A 5,761-nucleotide genomic window follows, 5' to 3' on the forward strand; every position below is an offset into this window, starting at 1 on the left:
GGCCCAGCCCGATCCCTACGCCTTCGGGGCCCAGCAGCCCGCCGCCCCGCACCATCCCCAGCAGGCGGGTCACCCGGCGGACCTGCGCGACCTGTACGGCTCGCCGCCCGCCTACCAGCAGGACGTGGACCCGTCCGACCCGCTGGGCCTGCGCGGCCAGCAGACCGAGCAGCGGATGCCGCGTCCCTACGTCCAGGACCCGCCGCACTCCACCGGTGAGCGGCTCCGTCCCGAACAGCACTACGACGACCAGCGCTACGACGACCAGCGTTATGACGACCGCCGCCGCGAGGACCGGGACGAGCGCCGCGACTGGTGACCGGCGCCGCCGGGGCACCGCCGGGAGAGGTCCCGTAGGCTGATCGCCCATAGCGGTGTGGGAGCGGGGATGAACCAAGCGTCGGTGCTACAGATACTGGTCGTGCCGGTCATCGCGATCGCGGTGGCGGCGGTGGCCAGGCGCAGGGGCTGGTCCGCCCCCCTGCTGCTGGTGTTGGCGGGGCTGGCGCTGTCGCCGCTGGTGCCGCAGTACGAACTGGACCCCGAACTGGTCCTGCTGGTGTTCCTGCCGCCGCTGCTCTACTCCGCCGCGATCGAGAGCTCCTACCTCAGGCTCAAGGCGGTCCGCCGTCCGGTCGGACTGCTCTCGATCGGACTGGTGCTGTTCACCACCCTGGTCGTCGGCTGGGTCACCCACCTGCTTCTCCCCGCGCTGCCGCTGGCCGCCGCGTTCGCGCTGGGCGCGATCGTGGCGCCGCCCGACGCGGTCGCCGCGGTCGCGGTGGCCCGCAGGCTGGGGCTGCCCCGCAAGGTGGTCACCATCCTGGTGGGGGAGAGCCTGTTCAACGACGCCACCGCGCTCACCGCGTACCGGGTGGCCATCGCCGCCGCGATGGGGGCGGGGATCACCTGGCTGGACGCGTCCGGGAGGTTCCTCTTCGCGGCGGTGGGCGGCGTCGTGATCGGTGTCGCGCTCGCCTGGATCCTGGCCCGGGGACTGGTGCTCCTGCGGGACTCGCTCGTCGAGAACACCGTCATGCTGCTCATCCCGTTCGCGGTCTATCTCGCGGCCGAGAGCGTGCACGTCTCCGGGGTGATCGCGGTGGTGATCGTCGGCCTCTACATCGGCCACCGCCTGCCCACCGCGGCCTTCGGCACCCGGCTCCTGTCCGACGCCGTCTGGCGGATCCTGGGCTTCTTCCTGGAGTCGATCGTGTTCGTGCTGATCGGCCTGCAGCTCTGGCCGATCATGAAGGCGCTGCGTGGAGCGGACCCGTGGAACCTCGCCGGGATGGCGCTGGCCGTCTTCGCCGCCACGGTGCTCGCCAGGCTCGTCTGGGTCGTGCCCAGCATCTACCTGCCCAGGATCCTGTCCAGGAGGGTCCGCCGGCGCGAGCCGCACGCGCCCTCCTGGCAGAACGTGGCCATAGTGAGCTGGGCGGGCATGCGCGGGGTGGTCTCCCTGGCGGCGGCCTTCGCCCTCCCGCAGGACTTCCCCGGCCGCGACACGCTGCTCTTCCTCACCTTCGTGGTGGTGATCGGCACCCTGCTGATCCAGGGGATGTCGTTCCCGGCGATCATCCGGCGGCTGAAGATCTCCAACGAGCAGGAGATCTTCGCCGACAACCTCGCCGAGGCCGCAGCCCAGCAGGCCGCGGCCGCCGCCGGGCTGGCCCGGCTGGAGGAACTGGTGGCCGGGGGGACCGCCGAGGTCCACGAGGACGTGGTCGACCAGCTCAGGTCACGGTCCGAACGCCGGGCGCTCTCCGCGTGGGAGCGCCTCGGCGGCGGCACCGGCCCGGAGGGCGAGGAGACGCCGGGCACCGTCTACCGGCGGCTGCGCAGGGAGATGCTGGCGGCCGAGCGCGAGGTGCTCGTCCGGCTCCGTGACGAGGGGCGCATCGACGACGAGGTGCTCCGCAGGGTCATGCAGGAGCTCGACTTCGAGGAGGCCACCCTTGAGCGCGTCTAGCCGATGATGTTGTCGATGTAGCACCACCGCCAGTCCTCACCCGGCTCGAAGGAGGCCACGGTCGGGTGCTCGGTCTCCTTGTAGTGGGCGGTCGCGTGCTTGCCGGGTGAGGAGTCACAGCAGCCGATGTGCCCGCACGACAGGCACCTGCGCAGGTGGACCCAGCGCATGCCGGTGCTGAGGCACTCCTCGCATCCCTGGGGCGTGCGAGGGGACGGGTCCTGGGTCAGAGCGAGATGCTGGCAGGTAGGCATGTTTCCCCTTGTGCGGATATCTCAGGCGAGCGTACGGCCGGAGCCCTGGTGTGATGAGCCCGTCCACGGGTGGGATCGTCCATGACGATGACGCCGCCGGGAGGTGCCGTCCGGCTCGGCCCGCGGTGGCTCCCGATCCGGGCGGAACAGGTACGACCACCTTACTCCGCGCGTTCGCGCGTGCCGGACGTGCGCGACGGCGCCTGCCGTACCGGCCCGTTGGGTAGGGTCGGGGCATGCGACCCCTTCCGCGACGGATCCCCGTCCTCGCCGCCTCCGCGCTGGCCGCTGCACTCATCACCACCGGATGCTCCGAGATCCAGCAAGTGAGCGAGGGAGTGGACAAGGCCCAGCAGTGCCTGCAGGCCGCCGCCATCGTCACCGACACCGTCCAGAAGATCACCCCTCTGATCAACGACCCCGCCGCGATGGAGAAGGCGCTGAACGACGGCGCCACCAAGCTCGGCGACCTGGCCGACAAGGCGGCCAACACCACCCTCAAGGAGGCCGCGGACGGGGTCGCCAAGGACCTGGAGGGCCTGAACGTCACCGACGCCAACAGCGCCGTCGACGCGGGGCAGAAGGTCGCGACCGACTCGGTCAAGTGGGTCGAGCAGCTCACCTCCGCCTGCGGCTGAGGCTTTCCGCAGCTCACCGCCGTCTCCGTCCGGGGCTTTCGGCCAATCCCGGGTTCTCTAGGGGGAATGTCGCTGAAATAGCGTCGTTCCCATGGAAAGCCCCGGCAACGAACCGGATCCCCGGTTCACACTCGCGAACGAACGCACCTTTCTGACCTGGCTGAGCACGTCGCTCGCGCTGAGCGCGGGTGGCGTCGCCATGGCCGCGGTCTCCGAGGACGTGTTCGTGCCCTGGATGCGGACCGTGCTCGCCCTCAGCCTGGTGTGCCTGTCGGCCCTGTCGGCCGCGATGGCCTACCCCCGCTGGCGCCGGGTCCAGCGCGCCCTGCGCAGCGCCGCCCCGCTCCCGCCTCCCGCCATCGCCCCCCTGCTGGGGTACGGCGTGGCGGCCGTGGCCGTGCTCGCCATGATCCTCATCCTGCTGGGCCGATGAGTCCCCTGTGGGACGAAGGGCTGCAGAACGAGCGGACCCGGCTGGCCTGGGTCCGCACGGCCGCTCTGCTCGCCGTCAGCGGTCTGGGCGCCGCGGGCATCGGGCTGCGTACCGGCACCCATCTGATCAGCGTCGTCCCCTTCGCCCTGGCCGCCCTGTGCGGCGCGGTCCTGCTGGCCCGCACCGGCGTCCGCTACCAGCGCGTGCAACACGCCCTGCACGAGGGCAGCCCCCTCGACGAGCGGGCTGACGCCGTCATCGCCTGGCTCGGCACCCTCGCCGCCGCCGCCGGGGCCGTGGCGTTCGTGCTCCTGCGGTAGACCCGCGCCGGCGGCCGGATCCGCCGAGGCGACTCTCCGGTGGTACCGACCCGAGCGCCGGGCCTCCTGCGGTACGTACCATGTCGACGCCGTTCCGCAGGTAGGGCACGACGAGGTCGTCGTCGTGGTTCGCGACGTGATGGCCACCACGTCGCTCCCTGCTAAGGCTTGGGCGTCCTCTCCCGTGATCTCACCCAGGCGGTGAAGGCCTCGATCGCGTCGACGACGGCCTCGAAGCGGACCGAGTGGTACAGGTCGAAGGCGTGGTTGCCGCCGCGCAGTTCGGCGTAGACGACGGGGTTGGCCGAGGTCTGGCGTAGGCGGTCAGCGAAGTGCCGGGCGTCGGCCGCGGGCACCATCGGGTCCAGATCGCCGTGGGCCACGAGGAACGGCGGTGCGTCCGGTGCGATGTGGGCCAGCGGTGAGGACTCGGGGCCCTGGCCGAAGTAGGTGCCGTACCAGCCGTTCAAGTAGATGGCGCCGGTTACGGAGGTGTCGGCGTCCTCGAAGCCCGGCTGGAGGGCGGGGTCGTTCTGGGTGAGCGCGGCCAGCGCCGCCATGTGCCCGCCCGCCGAACTGCCCGCGACGAACAGCGTCGACGGGTCCGCGCCGTACTCGTGGGCGTGCTCGCGTACCCAGGCGATGATCTTCTTGAGGTCGATCAGGTGGTCCGGGTGCTGGACGTGCGGCCGTAGCCGGTAGTTGGCGCTGATGCACACCCATCCCTGGCCGGCGAGGTGGTAGAGCAGGGGAAGTGACTGGCTGTTCTTGTGGCCGCCGGAGTAGGTGCCGCCGTGCAGGTGGATCATCACGGGCGCGCCGGACGGGCGCGAGCGGTGGTGGTAGAGGTCGAGCAGGTTGCGACGGTGGCCCGCGTCGCCGTAGGCGAGGTTGGCCACGCGCCGGACGTCCAGGCGGCGCTTGAGGATGGGCAGGAGCAGGATGCGGGCCAGCGGAGGACGGCGCCGCAGACCAACGCTGAGGTCGGCGTCGATGGCGGCGCGCCACCCCGCGCCCAGCCCTTCTGTCATGGCGCGCTCGATCCTGGGCCGCTCGCCCAGCGCGCGGTAGGCGACGACCGCGAGCCCGATCGCGGTCACGGCGGCCAGGGCGACGGCCGCCCAGCCGCCCGCCGAGTCGATGTCACCGTCGGCGAACGCCAGCGCCGTCGGGAGCAGCAGCATCCAGAAGAAAGCCGCGAACGGCAGCTCGTTGGCGGCCAGGCCGAAGTAGTAGCTCGGGCGGCCGAGCGGGCGTGAGTACGGCACCGGCCGTAGCGCGAACAGCGTGCCGATCGCGACGAGCGCCACTGTGAACAGATACCCGACGGGCACAGAACCTCCAGGGGTGAACACCGGCCGGAGACCGCGACCATCTGCGCGCCGACGACGGCCTGCGGAGCATGCGACGTACGGCTTCGACACTGGCCGAAAGGCGCGCCCGGCCTGGGGTGACCATGACGTCCTCCCGTCTCCGCCGCAATCGAGGGGCATAAACGACACGTATCGTGTCGCCAGAAGGATGCCCGAAGGGCCTGCTCGACGTCAACACGACACGTTCCGTTTCTCGTAGGGTGGGGGCATGTCCAAGGCACCGAACCCAGCGCGCCGCAGGGAGAGCAGCCGGCAGGCGATCCTCGCCGCCACCGGGGAACTGTGCGGTCAGATCGGGTACGGGCGGCTGACCATCGAGGCCATCGCCGCCCGCGCAGGGGTGAGCAAGAAGACCATCTACCGGTGGTGGCCGTCCAAGGGCGCGGTCGTCTTGGAGCTTCTCGACGAGACCGCGACTGTCGCCGCCGCCCCGCCCGACACCGGCGACCTGGCCGCCGACCTGCACAGCATGCTGACCGAGGTCATCGGCATCCTCACCCCGCCGCACAACTCACCCGGGACCGGAGTGATCGCCGAGGCATTGCACGACCCCAACCTTGCCCGTGACCTGCGTGAACGCATCATCCAGCCGCGCATCGCCACGTTCAGGCAACGGCTCCGCCGAGCCCAGGACGCCGGCCAACTGCACCCGGACGCCGACCTCGACGTCGCACTCGACCTGCTGTACGGCCCGCTCTACCACCGCATGGCACTCCACCTCGGCATGCCCGACCCCGCCTACCTCGGCTCCCTCATCACCCACGTCCTGCG

At 71.2% G+C, this 5,761-nt stretch carries 8 protein-coding genes; 6 read left to right on the forward strand and 2 right to left on the reverse strand.

What is annotated here, in order from left to right:
• Together CA984_RS46825 and CA984_RS42210 are read left to right on the forward strand one after the other, a co-directional pair.
• Positions 1-319 (forward strand): hypothetical protein (locus CA984_RS46825; protein WP_207621249.1); only part of this gene is annotated, 319 nt, incomplete at its 5' end.
• Positions 320-388: 69 nt separating this feature from the next.
• Positions 389-1,972 carry a Na+/H+ antiporter gene (locus CA984_RS42210; RefSeq protein WP_086578923.1) on the forward strand — a complete coding sequence of 528 codons (1,584 nt, stop codon included), beginning with the start codon at positions 389-391 and terminating at the stop codon, positions 1,970-1,972.
• Here the strand turns inward: CA984_RS42210 and CA984_RS42215 are convergent.
• The gene (locus CA984_RS42215; RefSeq protein WP_086578924.1) at positions 1,969-2,226 is read right to left on the reverse strand and encodes a ubiquitin carboxyl-terminal hydrolase 14; all 258 of its coding nucleotides are present in this window, start codon (positions 2,224-2,226) and stop codon (positions 1,969-1,971) included. The genes CA984_RS42210 and CA984_RS42215 overlap by 4 nt on opposite strands.
• 236 nt (positions 2,227-2,462) lie before the next feature.
• On the opposite strand from CA984_RS42215, the gene CA984_RS42220 reads away from it, so the two are divergent.
• From CA984_RS42220 to CA984_RS42230, 3 genes are all read left to right on the forward strand, one after another.
• Entirely contained in the window at positions 2,463-2,864 is a 402-nt protein-coding gene (locus tag CA984_RS42220; RefSeq protein WP_086578925.1) for a hypothetical protein, read from the forward strand.
• A 91-nt stretch (positions 2,865-2,955) separates the two neighbouring features.
• Complete coding sequence (locus CA984_RS42225) at positions 2,956-3,297, forward strand: YidH family protein (RefSeq protein ID WP_086578926.1); 342 nt, start codon at positions 2,956-2,958, stop codon at positions 3,295-3,297.
• Positions 3,294-3,617 (forward strand): DUF202 domain-containing protein, encoded by a 324-nt coding sequence (locus CA984_RS42230; RefSeq protein WP_086578927.1) that lies wholly within the window; start codon positions 3,294-3,296, stop codon positions 3,615-3,617. Before CA984_RS42225 ends, CA984_RS42230 begins: the two co-directional genes overlap by 4 nt.
• Before the next feature lie 161 nt (positions 3,618-3,778).
• Here CA984_RS42230 and CA984_RS42235 read toward each other — a convergent pair whose 3' ends face one another.
• Positions 3,779-4,951 carry an alpha/beta hydrolase gene (locus CA984_RS42235; RefSeq protein WP_086578928.1) on the reverse strand — a complete coding sequence of 391 codons (1,173 nt, stop codon included), beginning with the start codon at positions 4,949-4,951 and terminating at the stop codon, positions 3,779-3,781.
• A 247-nt stretch (positions 4,952-5,198) separates the two neighbouring features.
• Between CA984_RS42235 and CA984_RS42240 the strand changes: the two genes are divergently transcribed.
• On the forward strand, positions 5,199-5,761 hold a 563-nt coding region (locus CA984_RS42240), incomplete at its 3' end, for a TetR/AcrR family transcriptional regulator (protein ID WP_086578929.1).

Source organism: Streptosporangium minutum (assembly GCF_002149035.1).
GTDB lineage: Bacteria > Actinomycetota > Actinomycetes > Streptosporangiales > Streptosporangiaceae > Streptosporangium > Streptosporangium minutum.